The organism is Cellulomonas jepli (assembly GCF_047229345.1).
In the GTDB taxonomy this organism is placed as follows: Bacteria; Actinomycetota; Actinomycetes; order Actinomycetales; family Cellulomonadaceae; genus Cellulomonas_A.
The window spans coordinates 1-2,439 of the sequence record NZ_JBFTER010000193.1 but is presented as its reverse complement, the minus strand read 5'-3'; the positions used below and the strand labels follow the sequence as shown (position 1 = coordinate 2,439).

At 74.3% G+C, this 2,439-nt stretch carries 2 protein-coding genes; one reads left to right on the top strand and one right to left on the bottom strand.

The features are described from left to right. Nucleotides 1-76 precede the first annotated feature (76 nt). Complete coding sequence (locus AB6N24_RS23000) at nt 77-1,426, bottom strand: D-arabinono-1,4-lactone oxidase (RefSeq protein ID WP_412871680.1); 1,350 nt, start codon at nt 1,424-1,426, stop codon at nt 77-79. A 158-nt stretch (nt 1,427-1,584) separates the two neighbouring features. Between AB6N24_RS23000 and AB6N24_RS22995 the strand changes: the two genes are divergently transcribed. After that, entirely contained in the window at nt 1,585-2,304 is a 720-nt protein-coding gene (locus AB6N24_RS22995) for a TetR/AcrR family transcriptional regulator (protein ID WP_412871679.1), read from the top strand. Nucleotides 2,305-2,439: the final 135 nt, after the last annotated feature.

Genomic DNA, 2,439 nt, shown 5'->3' with positions numbered 1-2,439 from the left:
GCGCGGCACGTCGTGGCTGCCGACGCGGTCGCGGCGCCGGGTCAGGGCGCCGGACGTCCTCCGGGGCCGCGTGCGCTCAGGCGACGCGCTCCGCCGCGGGCGCCCCGAGGACGTGGTCGACGTAGGCGTTCGCGAACCGTCCCCCGGGGTCGGCCTCCGCGCGCACCGCACGCGCCTGTGCGAGCCGCGGGTACAGCGCGTCGAGCTCCTCGGGCCCGAGCCAGTGCAGCTTGCCCCAGTGGGGGCGGCCCTGGACCTGCGCGACGATCCGCTCGACGGCGCTGAAGTAGCGCCGGTACGGCAGGCGGACGTACTGGTGCACGGCGACGTAGGCCGTCTCCCGCTGGTACGCGGTCGACAGCCACACGTCGTCCGCCGCGGTGTACCGGACCTCGAGCGGGAACGGGATCCGCTCGCCGGTCGAGGCGAGCCAGCCCTCGATCTCGGCGAGGACCTGCGGTACCGCGTCGCGCGGGATCGCGTACTCCATCTCGCGGAACCGCACCCGGCGCGGCGAGACGAGCACCTCGTGCGAGGCGGCGGTGTAGGTGCGCGCGCCGAGCGCCCGGGCGGCGATGCCGTTGACGGACCGGGTCAGCGCCGGGACCGCGGCGGTCAGCGTGTTGGTGGCGGCGAAGACGCCGTTCGAGAGCAGCTCGTCGTCGACCCACGCGCGGACCTTGGAGAGCGGGCGGACGTCGTCGTCGGGCACCCGGTTGTTGCGCTTCGTGAGGGTGCGCCGCGTGTGCGGGAACCAGTAGAACTCGAAGTGGTCGTTGGACTCGATCAGCCCGTCGGGGCCCTCGAGCCGCTCGAGGACGCGGTCGAGCGGCCACGGCTCCTCGACGGCCTCGAGCCGGAACGCGGGCACGACGTCGAGCGTGACCGCCGAGAGCACGCCGACGCTGCCGAGCCCGAGCCGCGCGACCTCGAACAGCTCGGGCCGGTGCTCGGGCGAGGCCTCGACGACCTCGCCCGACGCGGTCACCAGCCGCACGCCGACGACCTGCGCGGCGAGCCCCGGGAGGCGGATGCCGGTCCCGTGCGTGCCGGTCGAGATGGCACCGGCGATGGACTGGCGGTCGATGTCGCCGAGGTTGCGCAGCCCGAGCCCGTGCGCGGCGAGCCCGGCGTTCAGGTCGCCGAGCCGTGTGCCGGCGCGGACGGTCACGCGCGCGCTCCCGTCGGCCCGGTGGTCGACGCGCTCGATGCCGGTCAGGGCGTCGAGGCTCACGAGGATCCCGTCGGTCACCGCCGCGCCGGTGAACGAGTGACCTGCTCCTACCGCACGGACGCGCAGGTCACCGGCGCCGCGCACGAGGGCGGCGAGCCCGTCCTCGTCGCGTGGGCGCACCCGTCGCGCCGGATTCGCGTGCGCCGTCCGCGCCCAGTTCTGCCATTCCCCACGGTTCCCCCCGAAGTTCATGGGCTGACTGTCGATCTGGTCGGCCGTCCAAGTCAAGTGCTCTGGTCGCTTGACTATTGTCACGGCGCACATTGAGATGGGGTCAAGGGGGCGCACGGGCACCGCAGACCCCGTGTCGCGCGGAGCCCGGGCGAACGAGGGGATCGAACGGGGGACCGATGAACCGCATGCCTGTCGCCGCGAGGCGAGAGCAGCTGATCGAGGCGGCGCTGAGCGTCGCGAGCAGGGACGGGATCGACGCGGCCACGGTACGTGCCGCCGAGGCCGGTGTCTCGCTGGGCGTCGTGCACTACTGCTTCCAGGACAAGGACGAGCTGCTGCGCGCCGTCGCCGAGGCGATCACCGTGCAGAACCGGCAGGCGGCCGAGATGGGCCTGCCCGAGGACGCCGACCTGCGCACGACCTTCCGCGCGGCGGTCGAGAGCATGTGGGACAGCATCCGCGCGAACCGGGGCGCCCAGCTCCTGAGCTACGAGCTGACCACGACGTCGCTCCGGCACGCGGAGCTCAACCAGGTCGCGATCGCGCAGTACCGCGGCCAGTGGAACTCCGCCGAGGTGTTCCTCGAGAACATCGAGCAGGCGGTCGGCATCACGTGGCTCGTCCCGCGCGAGCGGCTCGCCCGCTCGCTCGTCGCGGTCGTCGACGGGATCGCCCTCGCGTGGCTCGTCGACGGTGACGACGCCGCGGCGACGACGACCCTCACCGGGTTCGCGGACTTCCTGGCGTCGCAGGCCGCGACGTTTCCCCGCGAGCTGATCGACGGGCCGGCCGCGCGCGACGACGCGGCGCCGGCGGCCCCGCTGACGTACCTCGGCGCGAGCGGCGAGCCCGGCGCGAGCGCGACGCTCCCGGAGCACGCGAGCTCGCACGCGTGACCCGGACGGACACCGGACGCCCGGCCCGACCGCTCGCCGGTCCGGGCCGGGCGGTCCGACCCCGGGCCGTGACCGGGCGCTTATACCCATCAGACGCTGCCGACGAAAATCGGGGGGGGGGGGTGGGGGGGGGGG

Bases quoted from the DNA above. Each gene is read 5' to 3' on its own strand.
- AB6N24_RS23000 (WP_412871680.1), bottom strand. From the start codon at position 1,426: ATGAACTTCGGGGGGAACCGTGGGGAATGGCAGAACTGGGCGCGGACG.
- AB6N24_RS22995 (WP_412871679.1), top strand. From the start codon at position 1,585: ATGAACCGCATGCCTGTCGCCGCGAGGCGAGAGCAGCTGATCGAGGCG.